The organism is Sphingomonas morindae, from assembly GCF_023822065.1.
GTDB lineage: Bacteria > Pseudomonadota > Alphaproteobacteria > Sphingomonadales > Sphingomonadaceae > Solisphingomonas > Solisphingomonas morindae.
Window position 1 is genome coordinate 3218142 of sequence record NZ_CP084930.1, and the last position, 25399, is coordinate 3243540.

A 25399-nucleotide genomic window follows, 5' to 3' on the forward strand; every position below is an offset into this window, starting at 1 on the left:
GGACTCTGGCGGGCCTGGGAGTCATCCAACGGATCATTTTCTAAGTGCGCCGGAGGCTGATTTCGATCTGGTCAAAGTGGAGCTTCTTCCCACTTCGGCGGGCGCCGCTCGGGCGCCTCGGGGTTGGCTCGAGTCGCCCCGAGTCGCCATGTCGCGCCACCTCATAGAGACGGTGCTCCGCGCCCATCCCTCCGACATGCTGGCCCTCGCGATCGAGGGCGATTCGATGGCGCCGCAATTCCTGCCCGGCGATCAGCTGCTGGTGGACAAACGCCGCCAGTCGATCTCGCAGCCCGGCGCCTTCTGCCTCTGGGATGGCGACGGACATGTCGTCAAGCTGCTCGAGCGCGTCGCGGGCAGCGACCCGCCACGGGTGCGCGTGCTCAGCCGCAACCCGATCTACGGCGCGACCGAGCGTTTGGTCGCGGACGTGACGATCCTGGGTCGGGTCGTCTGGTTCAGCCGGCGCGTGTGACGACCCGCGGCGCCTCGCCCGGTCCCCCGCCCCAGTGGAGCGGACCGGCGCGTCCTTTCACGATCATCGGCTCTCGCGTCGCGCAACGGCTCCAAGCCGTTGGCCATACGCAGGCCAGCCTCGCGCGGCGACTATCGATTACCCAACCGACGATCGCCAGGCTTGTCGCCGGCAAGAGCGCCGGCTCGGCGCATCTGCATCGCATCGCGCGCGAATTGCAGACAACCCCGGCGTACCTGACAGGCGAGACGGATGACCCGTCGCTCAGCGCGCTTCCCTGTCCCACGCCAGCGCTGGTCGCCGAGCAGATCGACGCGGTGATGATTCTGGAGATCGCACTCGATCCGGCCGAGCAGCAAGGGGCCGGTACGCCGCGCTTCTGGCCGCGCGCCTGGCTCGACGCGCTCACCGATGGCGAGGCGGATCAGCTGCGCGCGGTGCGCCAGCGGGGCGACGCCATGGCGCCCGCGCTGGTCGATGGCGATCTGGTGCTGATCGATCGCGGCGCGCGCGCCGGCGCGCACCAGGACGCGATCTGGCTGACGATCACGGCGGGGGCCGCCGCGCTGCGCCGGGTCCGCTTTCTCGATGGCGATCGCCTCGAGCTTCTGGCGGACAACCCCGCCATCCCCGCCCGAGCGCTGGCCGCCGACGCGGTGACGCTGCTCGGCCAGCTCTGCGCGGTCGTGCGAAGAGGGTAGCCCTTGGAAGCCAATCACGACGAGCGCGTGCCCGACACAATGATGATCCCAGGTCGCCCCGTGTGCTTCAGCCGGCGCGTGCAATATCGCCCATGAGAAGCTTTACAATTAAGCGGCCATACAGGACAATGGATCAGTCATCACGCGATCGCTATGTTGATAATGTTTTGGAGAGGCTTATCATGTCGGATGAAGTCGCATCGCTTCTAAAAAGTCTCAGCTTGGTGACGGTCCCGGACGATGAGGTTAGCCCAGTCGTGCGCAACGTCATAGACGAGTTTAAGTCCTCAAAGTCATTTCTTTGGCGAATATATGGATCTAAAAAAGGGAGCAGCCCAATATTCCTTGTGGCCGACTCTCCTGCTTTCCAGGCGGCGGCTTCATCACTAAAAAAATGTGATGTTATCATCATATTCTCAGGAGTCGAGCCAATACTGGATAGTATATGCAGTGCTCTGCTGTCGAGTAAATCTCTGTTTCCGGCTATGGGTCCCGTGCCAGACACGGTTTCTGAGTCAATCTATTCACCATCAGACTGTGTCGAAAAGGTTTACTTTCCCAGCGCCCAGCTTTCCGGAGACAGGAAAGTTCTCAAGGACAAGCTTGTGTTTCTCATTTTGTATTGCATGCTTGCCCACGAAACGACACACATAATGAATGGTCATCTTGACCTGTTTCAGGCGAGGTCCGGTGAGCGCTGCTTGATGGAGTTTGGTCCTTCGAGCAAAAACGTGACAAGCTTGGAACGGCAAACGCTTGAGTGGGATGCAGATGTCGGCGCAGCGGAGATGATGCTCCGCTTTGCTCTTGATCCCGAGATTACCACCGTGTCCGGACGATCCAAATGGACCATCAAGCCTCTGGGCCGCTTCGGCGATGCCGATACAAGCATCCATATGGCTTTGGCCGCAACCACAATCTTGGCGCTTGTACTAACGATGTCCAAAGGCTCAGAAGAGTCTTATGGTGACGACCATTCTCACCCTCATGGCGTACATCGTGGGCATCACGCCCACGTCGCGCTCGAACACTTTCTTAGCTTCAGGACCGGATTCAACCGGCGGGATAGCAGCGACCAAAGACTTTTCAATAGCGTCATAGAAGCGTGGTATCAGGTATTCTATCAATATTTGGATGAAAGTTTTTCTCCAGCCTGGTCTGTGGATGGTCTGAGACGCGCAGCTGGCAGATTCGAAGAGTATAAGAAACAATGGAGCATTCTGCATCCAGATCTCCAAGCTCATAGTCGCGGTGTAACAATAGCGCCCGCCTCTCCGCAGGTTCATCCTGCGCATCCGCAATCAGGGATACTCGGCTAAAGCCCGCGATCTGTCGCCTACGACACCCCCTCCATCTCCAGCGTCGTCAGCAGCGCGCCGCCTTCCGCCAGCATGTGGACCGCGCGCGTGATGAGCCATGGTCGCGCGTCGATCTCGGGGCGGAAGCCGCGCGGCGTCACCCGCTGTTCGGGCGCGAGCTCGGGGCGGCCGAGCGCCAGGTCGAAGCGGAGCGTGCGGGTCGCGCGGGCGAGCCGGGCATGCTCGGCCTCGGCGGCGGCGCGGGCCTCGGCCTCGGAGGCGTGAACGCGGGCGAGCCGCTTGCGGCGCCCCTCCCCGCCCGCGTGGACGAGATGGCGTCGCGCGGCGCCGAGATCGTGCCAGGCGGCGGTGACGCCGGTCACCGCCTCCTTCCGCTCGATCGTCAAGCCGTAACGATCGCCATCGCTCCGCCGGATCGTCATCGAAGGCAGCGCCTGGCCGGTGGCGGTGACGCCCGCGCTCGTGGGCGCCAGGATCAGCGCGCCATGCTTGATCGTCGCGACCGCGTCGTGCGCGCGGCCGAGGCGACGGAGCAGCGCCATGTCGCTCTCGCGCGATTGCGCCACGATCGAGACGGGCACGCCGGCGAGCGACGCGGCGCAGCGCGGGGTGAGCCCGTTCCGGCCGGCGATGTCGGCCACCACCTGGCCGAGCGTCGTCGCGCGCCAGCTCGTCTCGCGCCGGGTGGTCAGCGCGCCGGTCATGTCGGCCGCGCGCGCGCGGACGATCAGCTGGTCGGGCGGCCCGCCATGCTCGAGCGTGTCGATCACGAAGCGGCCCTTCTCGACCAGGCCGGCGGTGACGCCGCCGCCGCCGCGCGCCCAGCCCAGCTGGAGCGTGATCGTGGCGCCGATCGGCGGCAGCGCCAGCCCATGGTCGCTGTCGTCGAGCGTGATCTCCAGCGTGTCCGCCTCCTCGCCCCGCGCCTCGGTAAGGCTGAGCGCCGACAGGCGCGGCCGGATCTTGGGGCTCACATCCTTGCCGTCGATGGTCAGCCGGAAGTCAGGCAGGGGCACGATGCTCATCGCGGCGCCCTTCCGTCCGTCACGCGCGCGAGGTCGATCGAGAAGTCGATGCGGCGCGGCGTGCCATCGGGCCAGAAGTCGGTATGGCGCTCGTCGAGGCGCTCGAGGACGAAGTCGCCATAGACAGTGCCGGCGGCGCAGACGAGCGGCGCCGCCTCGCCCTGATCGGCCATCGCGCGCAGCGTGTCGAGCGACACGCGGCCATCGGCGATCGCCTGATAGACAGCACCGCTGAGCGTAATGGTGTCGTCGCCTGGTCCCACGAACTGCACCGCGTCCCGCGCACCGACGCGCGGGGTGCGCGCGAAGCGCCACTCGGAGCGGCGTTGCAGCTCATCATAGGCGAGCGTCGCCAGCTCGAAGGCGAACAGGCCGAGCGAGAGCAGCGCCATCAGATGCCGAGATTGGCGCGGTGCGCGGCGAGGAGATCGACGCCGTTGACCGTCAGCACCATGTTGATCGGATCGATCTCGATCACGGGCACGCCGTTCCACTCGAGGCGATAGTAGGAGAGCGTCGTCTTGACCTTGAACGCGCCCAGCTCGCCGGGCTTGCTCTCGCCGCCGTCGATCTCCTCGTGCAGCCCGCGCGCGTAGACTTCGATGCCGTCCGCCCGGCCGGCCTGCTCGTAGGAGCCGGCGAAGCGCAGCGTGGCGCTGGTGCCATATTGCCGAAGCACCTGGAGGATGGGGCCCGGATAGCCATGCTCGAGCACGAATTCGTCGCCCATGCCCAGGTCGATCGGCACCGCGCCGTCCATGCCGGCGCCGCGCCATTTCTCGATCTTGCGGCTGAGCTTGGGCAGCGTGATCGCGCTCGCCTCGCCGATATAGGCGCGGCCCTCGTTGAACAGCATCATGTGCTTGAGGATGCGGGGATAGGCCATGGAGGATCTCCGGTTGGATGGGCGCGGGCGGATCAGCTCAGGCCGGCGGCGAAATCGGCGAAATAGCTGTCGGTGATGCGCTGGCTGATGCTCAGCGCCTCGAGCGGCGGCACCGGCGTATAGTCATAATCCAGCACCAGCTTGCCGGCGGAGAGCGCGGCCACCGGATTCTTGTCCGCGTCGAACCAGCATCGGCCGCCGATCAGCGCGCCCTCGCGCTTCATGTCGCGCAAAAAGCCGTTGATGCTCTCGACGATGTCCTTGGCGAGGCTGGGCCGCAGCGGCTTGTCGATGCCCCAGAGCAGGCCCTGGCCGATCGTCTCGAGCAGCACATGCGCGGTGCGCGTCGCGCTTTCGAAGGCGAAGAGCGGATCGGACGAACAGGTGCGGTTGCCCCAGAAGCGATAGCCCGAGCCGGTATGGACGAGCGCGGTCACATCGGCGGCGTTGAGGATGCCGGCCTCGGTCTCGCCGCTGGTCAGATCCCATTGGATCGGCCGGGTCATGCCGGTGACGCCGGTGACATCGACATTGGAGAGCGTCTTGAAGAAGCCGGCCTCCTGGTCGATCCGCGCGCGCAGGCCGAGCGCCCGCGCCACGGCATGGCTGGTCACCGTCGCGCCTGTGCTGTCGGTCATCAGGAAATCGGGGAAGAGGAGCATCAGCTCGCGCGCGCCGAACTGGCGGCGATAGGCCGCCGCCGCCGCGACATCGACGCCGACCGCCGACGCATAGGCCATGGCCTTGAGCTTCTGCGCCACGACGACCAGGGCCGCGACCACCGCCTGCGTGTCGAGGCCGGGCGCGCCGAGGATCTTGGGCTTGACCGTCAGGCGCGCCTGCGCGGCGAGCAGCGCCTGCATCCCCGTCTTCTGGCCCTGGGCGGTGGTGGCGCCGATCACGTTCGCGCTGGTCTCGGCCGGCGTCGCGCCCTCGGCCACGCGCACCAGCACGATCACGGGCCGCGCCTGGTCGGCGATCGCGCGCAGCACGTTCCTGGCGGTGCCGCCCGCGCCGAGCCGGTCGATCGCCGCCTCGGCGTCCGTCACCAGCACGGGCGTGTCGAGCGGAAAGGCGGTCTCGTCCGCCCTGGGCGCGGTGACGACGAGGCCGATGATGGCGGTCGAGGCGACGGTGAAGCGGCGCGTGCCGTCCGAAATCTCGGTGGCCTTGATGCCGTGGAAATCGGCCATGATCCTTCCTTTCAGGCGGGGCGGAGCGGAATGGTGAGGCGCGCGGGGGCGGCGGGCCCGGCCAGATCGCGTCGCCGGCCCTCGATGGTGAGCGCGGTCGCCCCCCGCGCGTCGCTGGCGAGCCGGAAGCCGGTCACCCGCACGCGCGGCTCCCAGCGCGCGATCGCCACCGCCGAGGCGGCGAACAGCCGCAGCCGGCCGAGATCGTTCATCGGCTGGTCGATCAGATCGGGCAGCAGCGAGCCATAGTCGCGCACGCCCACGCGGCTGCCGAGCGGGGTGAGCAATATGTCGCCGATCGATTGCGCGAGATGCGCCTCGCCATCGAGCGGCTTGCCAGTGTCGCGCGACATGCCGCGCATCAGGCCGCCACCGGCGTGCCGGACATGGCGCCGCCCGCCTGCACCTTGTCGTGGACATGGTTCTTCAGGCTGACGCCGGCGGTCTTCACGTCCTCGGTAGCCGTGACGGTGCCGTTGACGGTGACAGGCCCGTCGATGGTGAGGCCGCCGGGCGCCACGATGTGCGCCGTCGCGTCTGGGACAAGCCGCGCCACCAGCGCGTGCCCGTCGGCGTCATAGGAGAGGATCGCGCCGTCGCCGAAGCGGAGCAGCATCAGGCCGGCGACGCTGGCCGGCGCGGGGTTGGCGTCCGAGTAGATCCCGCACAGCGCGACGCCGGCGGCGATGTCGCCCTCGGGGCAGAGGAGCAGCACCTGCTCGCCCACGCTCGGCGGCGACCAGAGCCGCGCATCGCCGGCGCGGCCGGCGATCCACGGCACGGCGGCGGTCTCCAGCTCGCCCACCGCCACCGTGCAGCGCGCGGCGGCGAGATCGACCGACGCGATCGTGCCGAAGCGCACCACGTCGCCGATCAGCCGCTGGATATCCGGAGTGCCGCTCATGATGCGGGACCATGGCGGGCGCCGCGCCGGGCCGCGCGGGCGCTGGCTTGTGGAGACGCGCTCTACAAGCTAGCGCTTTAAAGCCTTGCACAGCGTCTTTCACGATGCGCCTCCTTTGCCCTTTCGCGAAGGAGAGCAAAGAAGAATGGAGGGGATCGCGTGGGTCTGCCGCTCATCCGCGTCTGCGCTCTGCTGATGACGATCAGCGTTGGTCCAGCCGCCGCAGCCATATCGCCCGCTCAAGCGCCCGACTTGGCGTCGCGGACGATAATGGTCGAGAATATGCCGGTCTTCATCCATGTCCCTCCGGCGGCGAGCCGACAGCCTTCCCCATTGGTCCTTCTTTTGCATGGAAGCCATGGCCGAGGAGCGAGCACTTTTGACGGCAGTAAATTGGGGAGTGTTGCGGATCGCCATGGCTTTATCGTCGCGGCGCCGGATGGCGGGATCGCTTTGCGGGATGGTTACGCTTGGAACGTGCCGTATGTGCCGACAGCGACCGGCCAAATGCCTTCCGAGAAGGACAGGAACGATGTCGCGTTCTTGATCAAGCTTATCGATGTGCTGGTTTCGAAGGGACTGGTCGATCCTGGCCGCGTGTATGTGACAGGCATTTCTGGCGGCGGAAGGATGGCCTCCTGGCTCGGCTGTGTGGAGGCAGAGCGGTTCGCCGCGATCGCGCCGGTCGTTGGCCTGAGGGCGGGAGCGCCGTCTCCCGGCAATGCGGGTCGGCCGGATCCGAGGACGTGCAATCCAAAGAGACCTGTCCCCATCATCGCCTTTGCCGGAGATGCGGACACCACGAACCCCATCAACGGCGGCGGGGCTCCTTATTGGCAATATTCGATGAAGCAAAGTGAGATCCGTTGGGCTCAGCTTGACGGATGCCAAAGGCCCATAAGGCGGCGTTGGATCTCGAAAGACGTTTATGAGGAGGGCTTCGACCACTGCCTTGGCGAGGCTAAGGTGATCGCTCGGATTACGAGAGGAGGAACGCACAAATGGCTGGCAGACAATGAGGCCATGTGGAACTTCTTCAGCAAATACAGCGCTGCGCGAGCGCCTTCAGCTCCCTGATCATCGGGCATACTCATCTGGCGGTTTATCGCGCGGCGCGGGCTCGAGCTTGGTGAGGGACGGCGGCGGCAAGCTCGGCCCCATGCCGTCGAACGCGACGCGGAACGCCGCGCCTCGCGCGTTGGTCACCTGGACGATCCCGGTTATCAGGGCGTCTTCGGCGGTGCGCTTGATGCGATATCCTGCCGCACGCGCCCTTTTTCCGAGATCTCTCGCTTGGTGTGGGGCGCACCACGAGCGAGCGACCTTGTCAGCGGACCCGGCCGGCGAGATGTCGCCGGGTCGATTCAATCTAAAGCCCCACGGCCTTGCGCAGCGCGGCGTTGATGCGCGTCTGCCAGCCTGGGCCCTCCGCGCGAAAGCGCTCGAGCACGTCTTGGTCGACGCGCAGCGTCACCGACTGTTTGGCCGTGCCCCTGGGCCGCCCGCGCGGCTTGCCGAAGGCCGCGAGCACGGCTTCGGGCAGCACCTCGCTCCCCGGTCGGGCACGCGCGAAATCCTCCTCGGTCCACTCCGGATTTTCCTCATCGAACACAATGGGCGGCTTCTCAGACCCCATGACGACGCAACTCCTTCTCATGCGCGCGCCGAAAGCTGATCGCCCGGATCACCCCGGCGCGCAGGGTGAAGACGAGGCACCGGCCTTCGCCATCGATGCGCCCGAAGGCGCGGAAGCGGACTTCGCCATAGTCCGCGCGATCGTCGACCAGAAGGGCCGCCCCGCGCAGATCCAGCTCCTCCGCCTCGGCCAGCGACAGGCCATGCTTGGCTTGGTTGATGGCATCCTTGGCCGGATCGAAGACGATGTCCATGGCTTTCTTGTAACTACAGAAAGAGGCGCGGGCGAGCTAGTTTTTGTACCTACGTAAAGACACTGGGACCGCTCACGGCACGCGGTCCGGCGTCAGCACGCGGGCGGCCTCGGCATGGCCGTGGCTGTTGGGGTGGATGCCGTCATTGGTGAAGCCCGAGCTGCTGCCGTCCGCGATCCATTTGCCGGTCTCGACGCCGGCCTTGCCGAGCGCGCTGGCGTCGCCCTCGACATAGGCGTTGGGATCGATCCACTGGCTGGCGCGCAGATCCGCCGGCAGCGCGCGGATCGCGGCGTTGAGCGTCGCGCGCGCGCCGCCGGCGTCGCTCCAGTTGCGGCTGGGGCTCTGGTTGACGGTGGTGGCCCATTTGTCGGTGGAGGCGGCGTCGGGCGTGACCAGCGCCTGGGCGATCGGCACCGGCCCCACCGCCGCCTGGATCCGCTGGTTGAGCACCATGTTGGCGGCGAGCGCGGCGAGGCCGATCCGCGCCTGGGCGGTGGCGGCTCCGGTGCCGGCAACGCGGAGGGTGAGCGTGCCGTCGGTTATGTCGACGCCGGGCGTGGTGACGCTGGGCGGGCTCGCGCCCGAGACGCCGCCCGTCGTCACGACATAGAGGGTGCCGCCATAGAGAAGCACCGTGCCCGCCAGATAGGGGCTGGCGTTGGCGCGGCTGAGATAGGGCGTGCCGCCGGCCAGATCATTATGGCCATATTCGTTGATCACGCCGGTGGGATTGGCGAGCGCGAGCAGTTGCAGCCGATAGCGTATCCCCTCGGGCGCGGCGGCGCTGTAATTGGCCTTGTCGGAGCCGCGCGCGACGTTGATCGCCTGGTTGACGCCCGCCACCTCGTACAGGCCGCGCTCGATATAGCCGGCATTGCCCAGCGCCGAGCCCTGGACATCGCCCAGATCGCCCGAGCCCGCCACGCCCTCCCCCACCATATAGGCGATGCTGTCGCCGACCGTGGCGACGGACCGGGCGAAGGCCGGCCCCTCGATCAGCAGCATGGCCGGGGTGAAGGGGCCGGCCTGGCCGGTCTGCGCCGTCGTCCAGGGCGCCACCGACGTGGCGGTGGCGGCGGTGGCGGCGTCGATCTGGCTGTCGGTCGCGCTGGCGATCTGGCCCTCGTGGCGGTTGAGGAAGCTGCTGGCGAGCTTGGTGTAGGGGATCTGTCCCGCCGCCGGCGCGGCGAGTTCGGTGGTGAACCACAGGCCATAAGCCGCGCGCGCGGGCAGGATCGCGCCGATATCCAGCACGTCGGACAGGATATAGCCGCGCGACCGGTCCCAGCTGGCGGGATCATAGCTGACCGAGCTGGCGCCGTTGAAGGTGAAGAGCGGCCGCCGCCCCTCCAGGCCCGTCACCGCGCGCGCGTAGACCGGCTCGAGCGCGGCCTGGAACCGCAGCGGATAGGGATAGAAGCTGTCCGCGATCGGGCCGTTGATCGGGCCGCTGGCGAGCGTCTGCGCGATGCTCACCTGATAGCTGCCCTCGCGGCCGGCGATGCCCTGGGGATTGGCGTTGGTGAGCTGGGCGAGGATCTGCGTGCCCGGCGCCAGCGCCGATCCCGCCGCCCCCGCGAGGATGGCGCCGGGGTTGAAGGCGCCGCTGGTCCAGTCGGTGATGGTGAGCGTGGTGCCGCTGATCGAGCCGGTGCCGCTGGTCTCGCTGGGGCTGGTGAGCGGGATGACGAGCCGCACGCGGCGGAAGGGCGTGTGGCTATATTGGCGCAGCCGCCAGGTGAGCGCGCGGTAGCGGCCCGGATTGAAGCCCTGCGCGGCCACGCGCAGCCCCTGGGCGTTGCCGCGCCAGGCGAGCGGATAGTGGAGCGCGCGATCGGCGCGGTTCATGCCGTCGGGCGTCATGCCCGCGTGCGCGGCGGCCGCGGCCAGCGCCAGCGCGGCCAGCGCCAGCGCGGCGAGCGCCACGCCCAGCGCGCGAAAGAGGCGTCGCATGCTTTCCTCCTCCCGCCCTGGCCTACCAGCTGCGCGCATAGACGGGCGCGTTGGCGACGGCGCAGAGGATCGACAGCGCGCCGGTGGCGACATGGCTGTCCTTGCTCTCGAAATAGCTGCCGCCCGCGATCAGCAGGCTGTGCTGATCCTGGGTCGCCGGCCCGGCGGCGTTGAGGTAGCAGGCGCCGCTCGACTGGTTCTGGATGGCGAAGCCGCGCCGCGCGGGATCGGCGGCCATGAGCGGCGTCGCCGCGCCGGCGGTGGCGACGACCAGGCCCCGATCGGCCGCCGCGCCGGCGACGACGGTGTCGACCTTGGCGCCCGCCTGGGGCGACGCGGCCGAGGCGGCGATCAGCGCCGACAGGCGATCGATGATGCCCTTGAGGAGCGCGGTGTGGCTCGCCGCCGTGGTATCGGTCGCGATCGACTTGGCGTCGCTGGGCGCGCCGAGCGTGGCAAGCTGCTGCTGCTGGAGCGCCTTGGTCGCGGGGTCGATCTTGGCGCCGGCGGTGTCCACCAGCACGTTGCAATCGGCCTGGGCGCCGTCCGCCTGCGGCACCGAGCATTTGGTGATGAGCGCGGCGTTGCCGTCCTTCACGACGAAATTGGGCGCGGCGCCGGCGGCGGCCAGCGGGAAGAGGAGCGCCGCGAGCGGGGCGGCACGGAAGATCAGACGGCGCATCACGGAGCCTTTCCTCATTGCAGGGCGGAGTTGGTGGGGTCTGAGAAGTCGAGGATGCCGGCGGCGGACGGCGTCTCGTCCGAGGGCGCGATCAGCAGCTGGTGCTCGAAGTCGGTGTAGTTGCCGACCGGGTCGACGGCGCGGAGCCGGCAGACGAGCCTGCCGGCCGGCGGCAGCTCGGCTTGGGCCGGGAGCGTCAGCTCGGCGCCGGCGAGCGTGAAATCATCGGTGTCGGCGCCGGAGCGCATCTCGAAGGTGACGGCGCGATCGGCGGCGAGCGTCACTTTGTAGGGCTTGTGGAGATCGACATGGGCGATCGCCGGCGTGGTGATGACGGGATCGGAGAAGTCGGCGCCCTGCGCGGGCCACGCGCCCAGTGTCGTGACGCCCGCTTCGACGATGCGGATGCCGTGGACGAAGCCGGCCATATCGTTCCTTTCGCCAGAGCGCAGAGGCCTGCGACCATGGGGAAAGGGTGCGCGGTGCGCGCGGGCGTTGGCTTGTAGAGACGTTCTCCACAAGCAAGCGCGCTTGGGTTCAGGTGGGCGGCTTAGGTCAGGTGCTTGGTAGATGCACGCTTGTTGCAAATTGGGACATATCCGTTGGTTCTTACGACAGCGGTGAATGGCAGCTTACGGCGGTAGCGGCCCTCCGGGCGTTCACTAGCTGCGCGACACAGAATGAGAATGACTGGGACATTAGCGGTCCGGTGACGTGCCTGCCTAAGCGGGACTCCTTCAGCGTTCAGTCCGATACGTCGTCTGTCGGTGAGCGATAGGCTAAGTGAAAGTCTTAATTTCCAAAACAGACATGCAGCGTTGACGCACCGACGCAGATGGGCTTCTATCTTCCAAACGGTTGAGAAAGAGAGCAAAATCGTGAGACTGAGTAGGATTGTCATAAAGAACTTAAGAGCAATCCAAGCGCTCGATATCCCGATCACCGATGCGGCGACCGTCGTTATCGGCGAAAACAATGCGGGCAAGTCCACACTCCTACACGGCATCCGCCTCTGTCTCGACGTTACCCTGTCCTCCGCCTTCCGTTCCTTGAGCAAGGAGGATGTACACTGCGCCGTAGACCAGAGCGCGCCATTCCAAGTACTCGTTGCTGTCGAGTTCACAGGATTTGCCGGCAATGAAAACGAAGAGGCACTGCTACACGGCACGCAAATTGGTACGGATAGAGCGAGGCTCTTCTATCGGTTTCGCCCGAAGCGTCTCGTGCGTGAACTAATACTCTCCGGTTACCTTGACAGGCCACTTACACTTGACGACTTCGGCTGGGAATTGTTCGGTGGCGGCAACCCAGAGATCGACGTTGCGAGCATTCAGTGGGATCACGAGAACGGTGACATAGGCGCCTGCTCCGTCGGTCTTCAAATTCTGCAGTCCTTCCTCGTCGTGTTCCTTCCGGCGCTGCGTGACGTCGAAGCCGATCTGCAGCATTTTCGGCGTTCACCTTTGATGAAGCTGGTCGAAGCAAGCGAAATGGACCTCGCCGAACAGGCGGCGATCGTCGAGGCGGTCAAGGCCGTAAACGCTCAAATAGAGACATCTACACCTATCAACGATCTAGCAGGTTATATTGATAGCGCCCTAAAGGAGATCACCGGACCCGCCTTCGCACTTGACGTTAAGCTCGGCCTCTCCGCTCCCACCTTCCAATCGATTGTACGCAATCTAATCGTGCTGCTCTCAGGCGCGCTGGCGCAAAACGTCGAACCCCGCCGTAATGGTCTCGGCCTAAACAACGTTCTCTTCATAGCCATGCTGATCGAGCAGTTCCGCAAGCGTGCCGCTAGCGGCAACGCTGCAGGGGAGCTCATCCTCATCGAGGAACCAGAGGCCCATCTGCATCCGCAACTGCAGTCGACCCTGATGGACGCGTTGCGGCAGCTCCCCTTCCAAGTCATCGCCACCACCCACAGCACCCAGGTAACGGCGGGCGCGTCGCTCTCCTCCTTCGCCGTCATGTCCCAGCAGCCGAACGGTATCTCTGTGGCTGCGGTTCCGAGTCGAGCGTCCGGCCTCACGCCAAATGACCGAAAGGACCTGGAGAGATACCTAGATGCGACCAAGTCGAACCTCTTGTTCGCCCGCCGCGTCATGCTGGTCGAAGGACCGGCTGAGTTGCTCCTAATCCCACCAATGGTGAAGCAGATCCTAGGCATTGATCTCGAGCGCGAGGGCATATCAGTCGTTGCCATACATGGGACGCACTTCGGGCCCTTCGCCAGAATGTTTGCCGTGGACTGTCTCCCCAAGCGCTGCGCCATCGTGGCCGACGCGGATCGCGTTCCCGGTATCGGTGATCCTGACGACGATGTCGTGCCGCCGGAGAACCTCGTCGCTCTTGAGGGAGAATTCGTGAAGGCGTTCGTAGGCGCGACTACCTTCGAGCGAGAGATTACTATGGACGGGAACCTGACCATGCTGGCTGCGGTCGCTGGTGATCTAGGCGCACCCAGAATACAAAGTCATCTTGACGATGCGAAGTTTTTAGGCACGACAGAAGAGCTGAAGGAAAAAGTGCTTCGGACCGCCGTTCGTTTCGGAAAAGCTCGGTTTGCGCAAGCCGCAGCCCGCCACGCCGAGAAGGCCCAAAAGCTCCCTCCCTATATTGAGCAGGCCGTATATTGGCTGAGACAATGGTAAAACTCCTTACCGACGAACAGCAGGAGGCGGTCGATTGGCAGGAGAGCCTGCTACTCACCGCTTGCCCCGGCAGCGGCAAAACACGCACACTTATTGCCAAGCTGGTGGCAGAGATCGAATGCGTGCGCGGGACCCCGCGTTCGATCTGCTGCATCACCTACACCAACACTGCCGTCCAGGAGATTGAGCAACGCGCGAGCGAACAGCTCCAAGCTGGGGACGAACGCTACATCTACGTCTCAACGATTCACTCATTCTGCCTGCACTCGATTCTACGCCCGTTCGCTTGGCTCCGACCCGACTTGGGTGGCGCTAGGAGGATCCTGACCCGGGACAGTCCAGACTTCGAGGCAATCTGCCAGTACGCCGCCGCGCAGGTGAACTTGCTTCAGCTAAATCAAGCCGATTACGAGGCATTCGAAAGCCTTAGCGTCGACACCAACGGTCGGATCATTGGGGTCGCGCTGAAGAACGACGCGGTGTGCCGTGCCGCCCCTTATTTCTGGGCCCGGTGTGCTCAACTTGGATACATAGATTTCGGAAACATCGTCTATGGTGCCTACCTCCTCCTACGCGAACATCCAGGAATCGCCCTGTCACTTTGCGCGCGGCACCCGTGGTTCCTTATCGACGAGTTTCAGGACACGACCGAACTTCAGGTTGAAATGCTGAAGCTGCTCCACGCCACGCGAAGATCGAAAATTTTCGCCGTGGGAGACCTGTACCAGTCGATCTACGGCTTCACCGGAGCCCGCCCGGAACTCGTTGCACCCTTCGGCGTCCACATTGGAGCTCGATCCGATCTGAGCCTCTCGCTGAATTTCCGCTCCAGCAGGCGCATCGTAAACCACGCCGAGCGGCTATTCCCGCGCCTCCCGCCCATGACGGCGGCGGGATCGACGCGCGACTACCCGGTCGACCCCATCCTAATTCGCGGAGGGACGGTATTCGAGGCGATCACCGAACATTTCCTGCCGGCTCTCGAAGCGCAGCACATCGCGCTTGGTGACGCGACGATCCTGGCCAAGGATTGGTTTTCCTTAATTACCCTAGCGAGGGAACTCAGAGACTTCGGCACGCCCATCGTGGGACCGGGAGCCAGGCCATACAAGCGCTCGCGCCTTTTCGCACAACTGGCCGAGCAGCTTTGCGGCGCCATTGTCGAGCCGACCGGCGACACGACCCGACAACTCGAGCGAGCGCTGTTCCACACCGTGCAGGATGCTACCGGTCAAGCCCGGCTCGGACTGTTCGGATTCGCGGGCCGTCAGGTCCTGGTCCGACTCCAGCGCGAAGCGCTACGTCTAGCAAACCTCGGGCACGGGGCAATCGCCTGGCTGGACGCTATGTCCCAAGCCACTGGAGATATCCTCCTACGTGCGGAGTATGTCGACCGCATCCAGTCCGGCCTCTTTTATGCCTCGGTGCAGGAGATGAAGGCCGACATGATCCGGCAGAAAGTCGACATCTTCAATCTCACGATCGAGCACCTTGGCTTGTTTGCAAGTCCGACGCGAGCGCTTAGATTGTCGACCATTCACTATGCAAAAGGGCGCGAATACTCGGCAGTCGCTGTAATAGGTCTGCGGACGGGGTATTTTCCATTCAAATACAGCGATGACGTGATCGCTGAAAAGCGTCAGTTCTACGTCGCGATTACAAGAGCGGAAAAACTGCTGATGTACGTCGCCGAGCGGGACCGATGGGGTAACGCTCCTAGTCCATTTCTAGGACCCACCGGGCTAAACGTCCTTAGATGATCGGCCAGTGAGTGACCTGACAATAGCTTCCAGTATAAACCTTTCCACACCGACTATCCGAAGCCAGCACGCCTTTCCAATCCCTTGCTTCTATCAAGCCAAGTGCCGGTAGCCGTCATAGTCGAGCGTCCTTAAAAGCGGAGCCGAACGACCGGCTCTGGTCGGTATCGGCTCGCCGGCTTTGCATCGGCGATCTATCTGCAGGCGGCGACCAGCTCGGGCGGCAGGTTGCTGATGATCAGCTCGGCCGCCTTGGTCGGCGTGCCGCCCACCTGGTAGGTGGTCGCCACCGGTAGCAGCGCGAAGCCGGCGAAGGTCGTGCGCACCGCGGCATTGTCGTTGATCGAGAGGAGGAAGCGCCCCTTGATCCCGCGCAGCTGCTCGGCGAGCTGGGCGAAGTCGTCGCGGCTGAAGACGCCCGGCCCATAGTCGGTCTCGCACCCATGATAGGGCGGATCGAGGTAGAAGAGCGCGCCGTTGCGATCGTAGCGACGGAGGAAGTCGGCATAGGGCAGCCGCTCGATCGTCACGCCCTGGAGGCGCTCATGGACATCGGCGAGCATCGGCTCGAGCTTGCTGACATCGAAGCGCGCCGGGGCGGCGGCGTCGACGCCATAGGTCCGGCCCGAGACCTTGCCGCCGAAGGCCAAGCGCTGGAGGTAGAGGAAGCGCACCGCGCGCTGGAGATCGGTCAGGCTGTCGGGCGCCTGGGCGAGCAGCCGGTCGAACTCCGCCCGGCTCGCGACGCGGAAGCGCAGCATGTCGATCAAATAGGGATAATGCTCGGCCAGGCAGCGGAACAGGCCCGCCACATCGCCCGAGATATCGTTGATCGCCTCGGCGCGCGGGCGGCGGCCGCGGCGGAAGAAGATGCCGCCCATGCCGACGAACGGCTCCGCATAGGAGCTGTGCGGCACCCGGTCGATGATGGCGCAGATTCGGCGCGCGAGGTTGCGCTTGCCGCCGATATAGCCCGCCACCGGGCGGACGGGACGAACGGGACGCAGCGTGTCGGGCATGGCGTGCCTCCGGACGGGGGGCGAAGAGGCTCCGGCGGGGCCCGTGCTCAGCGCGCGGGCGTCGCGGCGATCGCGCCGACCGCGATCTTCACCGCCACGCCGGCCGCGACGGCGGCGACACGCAGCGCGGTCGCCTCCGCGTCATAGGCGCCGGCCTCGGTCATGCAGGCATTGACCGGGCGGACATGCACGATCTCGCCCTGGGTGAAGGTGACGGGCACGCTGCGGGTGACGGGATCGAAGCCGCCGATCCGGGTCTTCATCATTCCCTCTCCTCAATAGCCGATCGCTAGCCAGATGAAGGCGGTGCCCCGCCACGCGGCCTGGCCGGTCGACATGGCGGAGTAGATCGTGACCTCCTCGCGCGTCTGCCCGCCGGCGCCGTGAAAGGCGGCGGGCGGGCCGCCGGCGGCGTTCGAGACCAGGACTTGGAAGCAGGCATTGGGAAAGGCGCGCGGGAAGCGGATCCGCCGGGCGCCGCTATCGTCCGAATGCCCGGCGCTCCCCCATTGCAGGATCAGCCCGCTCGGCAGCATCTGCCAGCCGTCGGGGCCCAGGCCGGCGGCGAAGGTCTCGCGCAGCGCATAGTCGCCGCCCTGGCGGCCATCGAGCAGATCGGCGTCGAGCCCCGATCCCGCGCCGTCATTGCCGGCATGCCAGAGGGGCTGGCCGGCATAGCGGAGCGTGTGATCGTCCGGCGCGCAGCCCAGCGCGTGCGGCGCGGTGCCGAAGGCGACATAGCCCGCGCGCGGATCGCCCTGCGCGCGGATGCCCACCGTCCCCGCCATGTTGACGTCGCCGATCCAGGCGTCGTCGCCCACGGCGATGCCCCGGCCATCGCCATTGGCGCGGACGCGCAGCCGGGTGGCGGAGACCTCGCCTTCCTCGTCGATCGACACGACATCGGCGGAGGCCCGGTTCTGGAACCGCACCGTGCCCGTGATCCGCGCATAGGTGGCGCCGCCGCGGGCGAAATAGAAGCGCTCGACGCCGTCGTCGGATCGCACCCAGTCACCGGTGGCGGCGCGCAGGAAATCGCGGGACTGGAAGCCATCGAGCAGATCGGCGTCGAGCCCCGAGCCCGCGCCGTCATTGCCGGCATCCCAGACGCGCAAGCCCGCGCGCATCATCTGGCCGGAGACGGCGAGATCGGTCGCGACCGAGGTGAGGCTCGCGGCGATCGCGAGCTTGGTGGTCCCGCCGCCCACGAAATTGAAGCTGTCGGCCGCGCGATTATAGACGAGCGCGTCGCCGAGATCGAAGAAGATCTGCGGATTGGGGCCGCCCATGTCCAGGTAGAAATTGGGATCGCGCCGGATCGCGCCGGCGAAGCTGTTGGCCTGGTCGCGGCGCGCGAAGGCCGCGCTGTCGATCCCGTCGAGCAGATCGGCGTCGAGCCCCGAGCCCGCGCCGTCATTGCCCGAATGCCAGGCGAGCGCGTCGCGGATGGTGAAGCGGTTGCCGGCGAGATCATAGGCCCAGAGCCCGCCCGTCAGCGAATCATAGGCGCCGATCGCGCGGCCATTGCCGTAGACATAGCTCACCCGCCCGCCCGCGCCCTCGAACTCGAGGCGCTTCTCGTCGAGATCGACGCGCTCGAAGCGCAGCGAGCCGGCGAGGCTGTCGCCCGCGCGGCGGACGAAGCGGCGCAGATTGGCGGGGGTGACGGCGCGGGTGGCGAGCGCGCGCGCCTCGGCCTCGGCGTCGGTCGCCAGCGCCACCACCCCGGCGCGCTCGGTGGTGGCGGGCGGATCGAGGAAATTGGTGTCGCCGAAGCGCAGCGCGCGCGCGTCGATATCGGCGAAGCGCAGGTCGATCGCGATCAGCCCCATCGTGGCGGCCGTCTTCGCCAGGATCGGCTCGGCCTGGCCATACAGGGCGAACAGCGTGCCATCGTCGAGATACAGGGCGATGGCGCGCAGCGTATAGGCGTCCGCGCTCTCGTCGCGCGCGATGATGTGGATCGTGTCCGCCGCCACCGCCTCGCCCGCCAGCGCGGCGCTGCGCTTGAACTCGCCGGCGAGCGCGGTGTCGCTCGGCTTGGGGCTGATCGCGGCGGCGGAATAGCCGATCTGCGCGATCTGGACGGCGGCGGTGCCGCCCCGGCGCGCGTCGACCAGCGCCGCGCGGCCCTTCTCCGTGACGATGAGGGGGAAGGCCATTCAATCCTCTCAGGCCGGGGCGGGCGCGGCGGCGAGCGCCAACCGCGCGTGGATGACGGGCCGGGCGACGCCGATCAGGCCGAGCGCGCCGGTCGCGGCGGCGGACAGGGTGAAGGTGAAATGCGCGCGCAGCGGCTTGGCGCGGGCGATATCGTCGATCACCTGGTCCAGCTCGCCGGCGCTCGGCGCCGCCCCCAGCCCGGCCAGGCTCAGCACCAGCGCGAAGGTGTGCGGCGCGCCCGGCGGCGTCTGCTGCCACCATTCGCGCAGCGCCACCGCGCCGCCATAGCTCGCCACCAGATCGCGGATCGCCTGGATCGTACCCTTGCGGCGCTGGATGGGAATGGCGCGGCGGATGCGCGCGCGCTTCACCGCCTCGGGCCAATCGGGCGACCAGGCGTCGATCGAGAGCGCATAGGCGAGATAGGGCAGCAGCGCGGCCGGGCAGCCGTCCGCGTTCCAGAGCGGCTCGATCGGCGTCGGCACGTCCGAAAGCCGCGCCATCGCCGCCTCCAGCGCGCGCTCCAGCGGCGTGGCGTTGCGCGGCAGCAGCGAGATCATGCCGCGATCCCGCCATGGCTCAGCGTCACGCCGGTGCAGAAGCCCGCCTGGGTGGCATCCAGCGCCAGATCGGCGGCCGGCGCGTCGAGCCGCACATTCTGCACGCCCGGGCCATGCAGCGCCGCGAATAGCGCCGAGCGCGTGAGATCGCGGCCGAGCCGCTGGCCCTCGGCGAGCAGCGCGTCGAGCCGCGCGCGCGCGGCGGCGAGCACGATCTGGCTGTCCGGCCCGACATAGGTGACGAGGCTGGCGGTGATGGCGAAGGGGATGATGGTGGCGCTCCGCACCGTGACATGATCGGTCAGCGGGCGGCGCGTCTCGGCGGTGAGATAGTCCGCCACGCGCGCCACCAGCGCGGGCGCGGCGGCGCCGTCGCCGCCGCGCGCCAGGATGGTGACGAGCACCTCGCCCGGCGCCGGGCTGGTGGCGCTGGCGTCCAGCACCTCGGGCGCGGCGGTGAGCGCGTGGTAGATATAGGCCCCGCTCGGCCCCGCCACCGAGAAGCTTTCGGGCGCCAGGATCATCCGTCGCCGCAACGCGTCGTCGCTCTCCAGCACCGCCGGCCGGCCGCGCGCCGGATCCGCCGGCGCGAGGACCAGCCGCGCGACGCCGAGCAGCGCCGCCAGATTGTCGAGATCGGCGCCGGCGGCATAGGCCGGCATGCAGGCGCGCGCGGCGTCGTTGACGCGGGCGCGGATGAGCAGCTCGCGATAGGCGCACAGCTCGAGCAGCTTGACGGCGGGATCGCTCTCCACCGTCGCGTCGAAGTCCGGCACCAGCTCGACCAGGCGCGCGCGCAGCTGCGCGAGGATGGTTTCGAAATCGAGCGGCTCGACGATCGCCGGCGCGGGCAGGCGCGAGAGATCGACGGCGGTGAAGGTGGCGGTATCGACCATGGCCGCGCCCTTGTCGGGCCGGGCGCTGGGGGCGCGCTAGGGCGCTCGCTTGTGGAGACGTTCTCTACAAGCTGCGGTAAAGATGCGTTCGAAACAAACCGAGGGAGCGTGATCGTGGGCGGCCAGTCTGTATGGCACGTATGTCTGACATGGACGTGCGCGATCGATACGGCAGATCAGTGGCAGACGTTGATCAGCGGCATCTTGGCTCTCGTGGCCGCAAGGCTGGCTTTAAGCATATCGCGAGAACAAGTGTCGGTCGCCAGAGCGCAAATGACCGAGGATCGGCAACAGAGGCAACGCGATCGCTCGGGCAGGCTAAGGGCTGCAAGGGCCTCTCTGCCAAACAGCTTAAGCGATATATGTTGGTACGCAAGTAGCTACGCTTCTGGCCTTAATCGTCGTTGGCCGACAGCAGCATCGCTTTACGGAGCGAATGAGACTGCGGAAACGCACGATATCATTTTTTCAGATATGCCGCACTTTCCCTCCCATGCCGCAGCTGTTCTGGAGCGAATACTTGAGCTTGCAGATGATGAGGGCGTTTGCACGCGGATCGAGAGCCTGCTGCGAGAAGTCCAGGTTCTCACAGTGCGAACTGCGCCTTTACGATCGGGAGAGAGCATATCCCTCCATGCTTTGGCAACATATATTCTTCAGGCGGCTGCCGTATATGCGAGAGCGGAGTCTCTCTTTGGTTATGCTCGGAACAGCGTAGCGACGATAAATCCAGATGAAGATCTTTGGCCTGGTGTTCATAGAGCATTGCTAACTTCAAACGTGCACACAGATTATGTTCGCACGTTGATGAAATCTGAGAGAGACGCTGGTTTTACGCCAGGAGAAGCTGACACGAAGTCTCTTGTGTGATCTAGCTTCCTGATTAGCCAACCAGGTGGCTCAACATCGTGTTTATCATCGTGTCGCGATCAGCTTCAGTGAGCCCCAGCAGCTGCCGCCGCGGATAGCGCACCGGCTTCGCCTTCGGCGCCGGCCGATCCTCCCCACCCTCCTGATGCACGCGCGCGATCGCCGCCGCCCGGCCGGAGAACCCCACCCACAGCTCCGCGTCGGTGGCACCGCTCTTGAGGTAGCGGGCCTGGCGGAGCTTGCGGAACATGGCCTGGCGCCGGATGCCGCCGCGCCGGCGGAGCGTGCCGCCGGGCCTGGCGCGGTCGGCCGGCTCCACCGGCAGCCAGCGCGCCACCTTGTCCCACGCATAGGTCCGCTCGGCGCCCGACTCGATGTCGAAGCCGGTGAAGTGATCACCCTGGCGGATCCAGTCGCGCATCAGCACCAGGCGCGGGCGCGCGGCGCCTTTCGGATAGAGGAACTTGATCGGATAGCCGCCCTTCTTCGGCGCCGGCTTCGATTTGCGCGGTGCATAGGGCGAACCGTCGGCGTTCCGCTGCGCGGCAATCCGGGCGGCCTGGGAGCCCTTCAGATCGCGGGCGACGCGGCGGAGCAGCTGGCGGCGCTCGGCCGGGCCGAGGCGGCCGAGGATCGCGCCGGCGTGCCGCTCCAGCTCGGCCAGATCCGCGCTCATGGCCGGAAGGCGGGATCGCTGGTCCGCGCGACCATATCGGCGCCCATTAGCAGCTGCCAGAGCCTGGCGCCGCACGGCACGTCCGGGAAGCGGTCGAAGCCGTGTCCCGGCCGCTCGGGCACGGCCGCGACGCCATAGCCGCCGCCCGCGCGCGGGGTGACGATCACGCCTTCGGCCATGCCCTCGATCTTGATCTCGATGTCCGAGGCCTCGCCGTCGAGCAGCTCCATGGTGAAGCGGAAGGGCCTGGCCTCGGCCTTTTCGAGCAGCTCGGGCTGTTGCTCGGCGAGCCAGGCCAGCACCGGCACCATCAGGAGGTCGGGATCCCCGTCATACTCCTCGATCACGGCGGTCAGCGTGTAGCGATATTCGAAGGTCAGATCGGCGCCGCCGCCGCCCGCGATCTGCCCGCCATCGACGAAGACGGCGAGCCGATCGGGGTTGGCGGTCAGATAGGGCACCGCCGCGGCGAGCAGGCGCCGCAGGCTCTCGGGCTTCTTCACGGCGTCGCGCGCGCCGGCGCCGCGCACGCGCCCGGCGCGGTCCAGTCGATCAGCCGGCCGAGCTGGGCGGCGATGGCGGCATAGGCGGTCGCCAGGCCGATCGCGGCGGCGCGCACCGGCGCCGGCACGGTCGCGGCTTCATCCTCCGGAAAGCCCGGCGGCGGCTCGGGGCAGCGCAGCAGCTCCGCCGGCGGCGTGTTCCGCACCGCGATCGCCACCGGCGGCGGCGGCGCGGGCTCAGCGGCCGGGTGCGCGCAGCCCGCCGACAGCGTTGAGAGCGCGAAACCAGCCGCCGTCCACGCGGTCGTCATCGCCCACCTTCGCATTGGCCGTCTCCATGGCTTGGGCCGCGCGCGTCGCGGCGGCGGTCGCCGCGCGCGCGGCCTGGGTGTCGGATCTTGTTTGCGCGTCGCGGCGCGCCAGCTCGGCCGCGTAGACGCGCGCGCTCTCGGCGGTGACGTCGCGCTGGTAGCGGGCGAGCCGCGCCACCTGCGCGGCGCACAGCTGGCCGCGCGGATGCGCCTTGCCTTCCGTGTCCTTGGCGGCGGCGAAGCCCTCGCCGGCGCTCGCGCAGACGCGATCCGCCCAGGCGGCGAGCTGGTCGCGCTCCCGCCGCGCGACCGCGCCCCAGGCATAGAGGCCGGCGGCGGCGACCGCGACGAGGAGCAGCGTCAGATAGCTGCGATGCGCGCCGAACAGCGCGCGCGCGGCGCTCCAGGCGCCGAGGGGGAAGGCGATCATGCGGAAGGGCTCCTGTCCATCACGCGGTTGCGGATCCAGCCGAAGACGAAGGCGCGCTGGGTGGCGTCGGCCTCGACCAGGCGCACATAGCGCTCGCCCTGGAGCGCGTTCAGCAGCGCGACCAGCACCGCCTCGCCGCCCTGCCGCGCGCGGGCGGCGAGATAGGCGTCGAGCGTGGCGAGCGTCGCGCCGCCGGCCAGGATGCGCCCGTCGCGCTTCAGCGCCGCGCCCTGAAAGGCGTTGAGCGCGCGCTGCAGCAGGATCACGGCGGTGGCGACGCCGCAATTGACGCCCGTGTCGAACAGCTCGCCGGCGATCGCGGCCGAGCGCTGGGCGACCAGATCGAAGCGCGGCGCGGTCCAATAATCGGCGCGGTAGATCGCGGCGGCGGTGGCGCGCGGCAGCGCCGCCATGGCGCCCGCATAGCCATGCGCGCGCGCGACCGCCTGGGTGATGCCGTAGCGCGTCGGCCCGCCCCGGTCGCTCGGCCGGTCCGCATAGCCGCCCTCGCGCGCGATCACGGCGTCGATCCGCTGGTCGATTGTCACGCCGCGCCTCCACCGCCCTTGGGGCCGATGCCGAGCCGGCCGAGGATCGTGGCGGGCGCGTCGCTCAGCAGCCGCGCGAGATTCTCGAGAAAGCGCGGCGTGGCGCGGAAGGCGACCATGGCGAGGATGAAGCTGACCGCCTGGCACATGAAGGGATCGAGCCTGAGCCAGGCGCGCGCGCCGAGCGTTACATAATAGGAGACCGAAATGCCGACGCCCCATTGCACCAGGCGCTGGCTCCAGGTGAGGCCCGTCTCCCAGGCCTGGGCCACGGCGGCGCCGATCGCCGCCGGCAGCAGCGCGCTGGCGAGCGATCGCAGCCCTTCGAGCGTGTCGTGGAGGAGCTTGTCCATGGGCTTCAATCCCAGAGGTTGACCAGCGGCACGGAACGCGCCGCGGGCGGGGTGTCGGGGAGGATGACGGGGGCGCCGATCGGCAGCACCGCGCCGAGCCCGGCCAGGCCCGGATTGCGCGCCAGCACGCCGGCGATGTCGGCCGCGCCCAGGCCGCGTTCGCGCCAGATCAGCAGATCGAGCGTGTCTCCCTGGCGCGCGACGAGCGTGTCGCCCGCCGCCATCAGATCAACTCCACCAGGGTGCGCGTGCGGCCCTTCAGGTCGCGAATGGCGTGCAGCGCGTCGCGGCGCAGCGTCTCGGGCGCGCCCTCGAGCGCGTCGATCGCGCGATCGCCGGCGCCGGTCGTGTCGAAGTCGCGATAGCGCTCGATGATTCGCGCCTTGGCGTAGAGCGCCACCGCGTCGCGATAGAGGAGGACGAGCCGCGACGTGCCGTCGATCGCGGGCGCGGGCACATCGCCGAGGCGGGCATGGCCGGCGGCGGCCTGCTCGGCGCGCCACGGCTCCAGATCCGCGCCGGCGGTGAGAATGCCATGGATCAGCGCCGCGCGCAGCCGCGCGGGCGTCACCGTCTTCTGGTCGCGGAAGCGATGCGCCTCGCGCGCCTGGGCGGGATCGATGTCGGGCCACCACCCGCCCGCGATCACGGGCTCGGCGACATCCTCGGCCGAGGGCAGCTCGGGCGGGCCGTCGGTGCGGGTGACGAAGCGTGCGGACATGGATCCTCCTTTCCGCGCCCGCCCGGTTTACGGGGGTGGGGATCGGGTCAGAGAGCGGCCAGGCCGAGGCCTCCCGTCTCGCGCGATCCGCCCCCGAGCGCCGGGGGGCGAGCGTATCAGCCGGCCTTGGCCGGCCTGTTCGGTGCGGGCGGCGCGAGCGCCTTCTCGAGCTGGTTGAGCTTGCCGGTGACGCCGATGCGCGGATCCAGCGCGCGGGCGCGGCGGAGCGCGTCGCGCGCGAGGGTCAGCGTTGGGTCGACCGCGTCGGGCGCGGCGCGCGCCGCCGCCTTCATCCGTTCGAAGCCGATCGCCTTCCAAAGCTTGGCGCGCGGCGCGTCGTGCATGTCGAGCGCGGCGGTCAGCGCCTCGGCGGTGAGCAGCACGTCGAGCGGAAAGCCGCGTCCGGCCGCCTGCGCCTTCAGGGCCGCCTCGGCGATCTCCTCCACCACCAGCGTCGCGGTGTCGCGCTGATAGCGCGCCGGCATCGCGACCTTGTGGCGGAGCAGGAAGGCGGCGAGCCGCAAGCCATGGGCGAAGTCGCCCGTGTCGATCGCCCAGACCATGATGGTGGGCAGCACGTCGGCGGCGACGCCGGTGCCGACGCCGGCATCCGCCGCGAGCAGCCCCTCGATCCAGCCGGCATAGTCGGGCAGCATCTCGCGCTTGGCGTCGATCTTCCGTTCGATCGAGCGGATCTGCTTCAGCCGGCGCAGATCGTGCGTGAGCCGCGTCGCGATGGTCGCGGCGGCGGCATCCGCTTGCGGGCGGACGGACGCGGCAAGCCCGCCCTCCACGGCGGGATCGACCGCGCTGATGCTCTGGGCGGCGAGGACCCGTTCGCGGGTTTGGCGCGCGAGGCTCATGAACGGATCCCGGGCTGTGGAGGGCGGACCACGGCGCGA

The 25399-nt window shown here is 67.5% G+C and carries 31 protein-coding genes and 1 pseudogene; 7 read left to right on the forward strand and 25 right to left on the reverse strand.

Features of this window, described 5'->3' with window-relative positions; all coding sequences use genetic code 11:
- The first annotated feature begins 148 nt into the window (after positions 1 to 148).
- The 4 genes and pseudogenes from LHA26_RS15655 (at position 149) to LHA26_RS15665 (ending at position 2495) form a co-directional block, all read left to right on the forward strand.
- On the forward strand, positions 149 to 475 hold the full coding sequence (locus LHA26_RS15655) for a S24 family peptidase (protein ID WP_252166501.1): 327 nt from the start codon (positions 149 to 151) through the stop codon (positions 473 to 475).
- Positions 472 to 702 (forward strand): annotated as a pseudogene (locus tag LHA26_RS20190) (helix-turn-helix domain-containing protein); the annotation flags it as partial. The gene LHA26_RS15655 and the pseudogene LHA26_RS20190, both read left to right, overlap by 4 nt.
- A gap of 93 nt (positions 703 to 795) precedes the next feature.
- The gene (locus tag LHA26_RS15660; protein ID WP_252166502.1) at positions 796 to 1176 is read left to right on the forward strand and encodes a S24 family peptidase; all 381 of its coding nucleotides are present in this window, start codon (positions 796 to 798) and stop codon (positions 1174 to 1176) included.
- A 182-nt stretch (positions 1177 to 1358) separates the two neighbouring features.
- On the forward strand, positions 1359 to 2495 hold the full coding sequence (locus tag LHA26_RS15665; protein ID WP_252166503.1) for a hypothetical protein: 1137 nt from the start codon (positions 1359 to 1361) through the stop codon (positions 2493 to 2495).
- Positions 2496 to 2512: 17 nt separating this feature from the next.
- Here the strand turns inward: LHA26_RS15665 and LHA26_RS15670 are convergent, their stop codons facing one another.
- The 6 genes from LHA26_RS15670 to LHA26_RS15695 are packed head-to-tail and all read right to left on the reverse strand — an operon-like array spanning position 2513 to position 6503.
- The gene (locus LHA26_RS15670; RefSeq protein WP_252166504.1) at positions 2513 to 3520 is read right to left on the reverse strand and encodes a contractile injection system protein, VgrG/Pvc8 family; all 1008 of its coding nucleotides are present in this window, start codon (positions 3518 to 3520) and stop codon (positions 2513 to 2515) included.
- Positions 3517 to 3912, reverse strand: coding sequence for a phage tail protein (locus LHA26_RS15675; RefSeq protein ID WP_252166505.1), 396 nt, complete (start codon positions 3910 to 3912; stop codon positions 3517 to 3519). Before LHA26_RS15675 ends, LHA26_RS15670 begins: the two co-directional genes overlap by 4 nt.
- Entirely contained in the window at positions 3912 to 4406 is a 495-nt protein-coding gene (locus LHA26_RS15680; protein ID WP_252166506.1) for a phage major tail tube protein, read from the reverse strand. The genes LHA26_RS15675 and LHA26_RS15680 overlap by 1 nt, the downstream gene beginning before the upstream one ends.
- A 32-nt stretch (positions 4407 to 4438) precedes the next feature.
- On the reverse strand, positions 4439 to 5599 hold the full coding sequence (locus LHA26_RS15685; RefSeq protein WP_252166507.1) for a phage tail sheath subtilisin-like domain-containing protein: 1161 nt from the start codon (positions 5597 to 5599) through the stop codon (positions 4439 to 4441).
- An 11-nt stretch (positions 5600 to 5610) separates the two neighbouring features.
- Positions 5611 to 5952, reverse strand: a complete 342-nt coding sequence (locus LHA26_RS15690) for a GPW/gp25 family protein (RefSeq protein ID WP_367890727.1) — start codon at positions 5950 to 5952, stop codon at positions 5611 to 5613.
- An 8-nt stretch (positions 5953 to 5960) separates the two neighbouring features.
- Complete coding sequence (locus LHA26_RS15695) at positions 5961 to 6503, reverse strand: phage baseplate assembly protein V (RefSeq protein ID WP_252166509.1); 543 nt, start codon at positions 6501 to 6503, stop codon at positions 5961 to 5963.
- A 159-nt stretch (positions 6504 to 6662) separates the two neighbouring features.
- On the opposite strand from LHA26_RS15695, the gene LHA26_RS15700 reads away from it, so the two are divergent.
- Entirely contained in the window at positions 6663 to 7580 is a 918-nt protein-coding gene (locus LHA26_RS15700) for a CE1 family esterase (RefSeq protein WP_252166510.1), read from the forward strand.
- Positions 7581 to 7872: 292 nt separating this feature from the next.
- On the opposite strand, the gene LHA26_RS15705 is transcribed toward LHA26_RS15700, so the two are convergent.
- From LHA26_RS15705 to LHA26_RS15725, 5 genes are all read right to left on the reverse strand, one after another.
- Complete coding sequence (locus LHA26_RS15705; RefSeq protein WP_252166511.1) at positions 7873 to 8139, reverse strand: BrnA antitoxin family protein; 267 nt, start codon at positions 8137 to 8139, stop codon at positions 7873 to 7875.
- A complete protein-coding gene (locus tag LHA26_RS15710; RefSeq protein WP_252166512.1) occupies positions 8129 to 8392 on the reverse strand; it encodes a BrnT family toxin in 264 nt (87 codons plus the stop codon). The genes LHA26_RS15705 and LHA26_RS15710 overlap by 11 nt, the downstream gene beginning before the upstream one ends.
- 72 nt (positions 8393 to 8464) lie before the next feature.
- Positions 8465 to 10348 (reverse strand): hypothetical protein, encoded by a 1884-nt coding sequence (locus LHA26_RS15715; protein ID WP_252166513.1) that lies wholly within the window; start codon positions 10346 to 10348, stop codon positions 8465 to 8467.
- 22 nt (positions 10349 to 10370) lie between these two features.
- Positions 10371 to 11030: a hypothetical protein gene (locus LHA26_RS15720; RefSeq protein WP_252166514.1), complete on the reverse strand. Its 660-nt coding sequence runs from the start codon at positions 11028 to 11030 to the stop codon at positions 10371 to 10373.
- Between the two features lie 14 nt (positions 11031 to 11044).
- Positions 11045 to 11458 (reverse strand): hypothetical protein, encoded by a 414-nt coding sequence (locus LHA26_RS15725; RefSeq protein ID WP_252166515.1) that lies wholly within the window; start codon positions 11456 to 11458, stop codon positions 11045 to 11047.
- Between the two features lie 450 nt (positions 11459 to 11908).
- Here LHA26_RS15725 and LHA26_RS15730 point away from each other — a divergent pair, with 450 nt between their 5' ends.
- Together LHA26_RS15730 and LHA26_RS15735 are read left to right on the forward strand one after the other, a co-directional pair.
- Positions 11909 to 13687 (forward strand): ATP-dependent nuclease, encoded by a 1779-nt coding sequence (locus LHA26_RS15730; RefSeq protein ID WP_252166516.1) that lies wholly within the window; start codon positions 11909 to 11911, stop codon positions 13685 to 13687.
- Positions 13681 to 15447, forward strand: coding sequence for a UvrD-helicase domain-containing protein (locus LHA26_RS15735; RefSeq protein WP_252166517.1), 1767 nt, complete (start codon positions 13681 to 13683; stop codon positions 15445 to 15447). Before LHA26_RS15730 ends, LHA26_RS15735 begins: the two co-directional genes overlap by 7 nt.
- A 194-nt stretch (positions 15448 to 15641) precedes the next feature.
- On the opposite strand, the gene LHA26_RS15740 is transcribed toward LHA26_RS15735, so the two are convergent.
- From LHA26_RS15740 to gpM, 14 genes are all read right to left on the reverse strand, one after another.
- Positions 15642 to 16466 carry a DNA adenine methylase gene (locus LHA26_RS15740; RefSeq protein ID WP_252166518.1) on the reverse strand — a complete coding sequence of 275 codons (825 nt, stop codon included), beginning with the start codon at positions 16464 to 16466 and terminating at the stop codon, positions 15642 to 15644.
- A 47-nt stretch (positions 16467 to 16513) separates the two neighbouring features.
- Positions 16514 to 16732, reverse strand: a complete 219-nt coding sequence (locus LHA26_RS15745) for a hypothetical protein (RefSeq protein ID WP_252166519.1) — start codon at positions 16730 to 16732, stop codon at positions 16514 to 16516.
- A gap of 9 nt (positions 16733 to 16741) precedes the next feature.
- Positions 16742 to 18628 carry a gp53-like domain-containing protein gene (locus LHA26_RS15750; protein ID WP_252166520.1) on the reverse strand — a complete coding sequence of 629 codons (1887 nt, stop codon included), beginning with the start codon at positions 18626 to 18628 and terminating at the stop codon, positions 16742 to 16744.
- Positions 18629 to 18637: 9 nt separating this feature from the next.
- Complete coding sequence (locus LHA26_RS15755; RefSeq protein ID WP_252166521.1) at positions 18638 to 19189, reverse strand: phage tail protein I; 552 nt, start codon at positions 19187 to 19189, stop codon at positions 18638 to 18640.
- Positions 19186 to 20085 carry a baseplate assembly protein gene (locus LHA26_RS15760; protein ID WP_252166522.1) on the reverse strand — a complete coding sequence of 300 codons (900 nt, stop codon included), beginning with the start codon at positions 20083 to 20085 and terminating at the stop codon, positions 19186 to 19188. Before LHA26_RS15760 ends, LHA26_RS15755 begins: the two co-directional genes overlap by 4 nt.
- An 883-nt stretch (positions 20086 to 20968) precedes the next feature.
- Positions 20969 to 21631 (reverse strand): phage virion morphogenesis protein, encoded by a 663-nt coding sequence (locus LHA26_RS15765; protein WP_252166523.1) that lies wholly within the window; start codon positions 21629 to 21631, stop codon positions 20969 to 20971.
- Positions 21628 to 22134: a phage tail protein gene (locus LHA26_RS15770; protein ID WP_252166524.1), complete on the reverse strand. Its 507-nt coding sequence runs from the start codon at positions 22132 to 22134 to the stop codon at positions 21628 to 21630. Before LHA26_RS15770 ends, LHA26_RS15765 begins: the two co-directional genes overlap by 4 nt.
- Complete coding sequence (locus LHA26_RS15775) at positions 22131 to 22340, reverse strand: hypothetical protein (protein ID WP_252166525.1); 210 nt, start codon at positions 22338 to 22340, stop codon at positions 22131 to 22133. The genes LHA26_RS15770 and LHA26_RS15775 overlap by 4 nt, the downstream gene beginning before the upstream one ends.
- Positions 22341 to 22371: 31 nt before the next feature.
- Positions 22372 to 22875 carry a hypothetical protein gene (locus LHA26_RS15780; RefSeq protein ID WP_252166526.1) on the reverse strand — a complete coding sequence of 168 codons (504 nt, stop codon included), beginning with the start codon at positions 22873 to 22875 and terminating at the stop codon, positions 22372 to 22374.
- On the reverse strand, positions 22872 to 23423 hold the full coding sequence (locus LHA26_RS15785; RefSeq protein WP_252166527.1) for a glycoside hydrolase family 108 protein: 552 nt from the start codon (positions 23421 to 23423) through the stop codon (positions 22872 to 22874). Before LHA26_RS15785 ends, LHA26_RS15780 begins: the two co-directional genes overlap by 4 nt.
- Complete coding sequence (locus LHA26_RS15790; RefSeq protein WP_252166528.1) at positions 23420 to 23776, reverse strand: hypothetical protein; 357 nt, start codon at positions 23774 to 23776, stop codon at positions 23420 to 23422. Before LHA26_RS15790 ends, LHA26_RS15785 begins: the two co-directional genes overlap by 4 nt.
- Positions 23777 to 23781: 5 nt before the next feature.
- Positions 23782 to 24000 (reverse strand): tail protein X, encoded by a 219-nt coding sequence (locus tag LHA26_RS15795; protein ID WP_252166529.1) that lies wholly within the window; start codon positions 23998 to 24000, stop codon positions 23782 to 23784.
- Positions 24000 to 24497 carry a head completion/stabilization protein gene (locus tag LHA26_RS15800; RefSeq protein WP_252166530.1) on the reverse strand — a complete coding sequence of 166 codons (498 nt, stop codon included), beginning with the start codon at positions 24495 to 24497 and terminating at the stop codon, positions 24000 to 24002. Before LHA26_RS15800 ends, LHA26_RS15795 begins: the two co-directional genes overlap by 1 nt.
- 116 nt (positions 24498 to 24613) lie before the next feature.
- Positions 24614 to 25360 carry a phage terminase small subunit gene (gpM, locus tag LHA26_RS15805; RefSeq protein ID WP_252166531.1) on the reverse strand — a complete coding sequence of 249 codons (747 nt, stop codon included), beginning with the start codon at positions 25358 to 25360 and terminating at the stop codon, positions 24614 to 24616.
- Positions 25361 to 25399: the final 39 nt, after the last annotated feature.